We start from the raw sequence: 576 nt of genomic DNA on the forward strand, positions 1-576 counted from the left end.
CCCCCTCCGAGATAAGATCTCCGTTTAAGGGCCGTGGGAGACTACCACGTCGATAGGCGGGAGGTGCAAAGCCGGCGACGGCAAAGCCGACCCGTACTAATGGCCCGTAGGTTTCGTTCCGGCGCCTCGAAGTGTCTCTTTCCTGCCGCATACGCGGGGGCGACGGTGAACCGTTCCCCCGTGACGAATAAAGGCGGCAATGGAGGCGGGGTCCCACCTCTTCCCATCCCGAACAGAGAAGTTAAGCCCGCCATCGCCGATGGTACTGCCCGTAAGGGCGGGAGAGTAGGCCGCCGCCGTCCTTGATGAGGAGGTCCCAGCGACACCGGGCTCGTTCCCGTACGCGAGGGCCTCCTTTTTTTCGTATCCTCCAACCCCTCTCGGCCATCCGCATGCACTCCCCGCTCCCGGGTGCCGCATCCTTCCACCTTTCCCGCTCCGTCCCCGTTCCCGTTTCAGGCGCGGGGCAGGTTTTCGGACCAGCGGATAATTTTGGGGGGAAGTGAACCATTTTCCCGCTTTTTTGGTGCACTTTCCCGCCGAAAATGTTGATTTTATCGCCATTTCGCTTTTTTT

Annotated in this window: 2 rRNA genes; both read left to right on the forward strand. The window is 60.6% G+C overall.

Going from position 1 to position 576, the window contains the following annotated elements:
• Window positions 1-121, forward strand: a 23S ribosomal RNA gene (locus tag B5F83_RS10475); the annotation flags it as partial.
• Window positions 122-189: 68 nt separating this feature from the next.
• Window positions 190-302: ribosomal RNA gene (gene rrf, locus B5F83_RS10480) — 5S ribosomal RNA — on the forward strand.
• The last annotated feature ends 274 nt before the right edge of the window (window positions 303-576 follow it).

The organism is Muribaculum sp. An289 (assembly GCF_002159555.1).
Classification (GTDB): Bacteria; Bacteroidota; Bacteroidia; order Bacteroidales; family UBA932; genus Merdivivens; species Merdivivens faecigallinarum.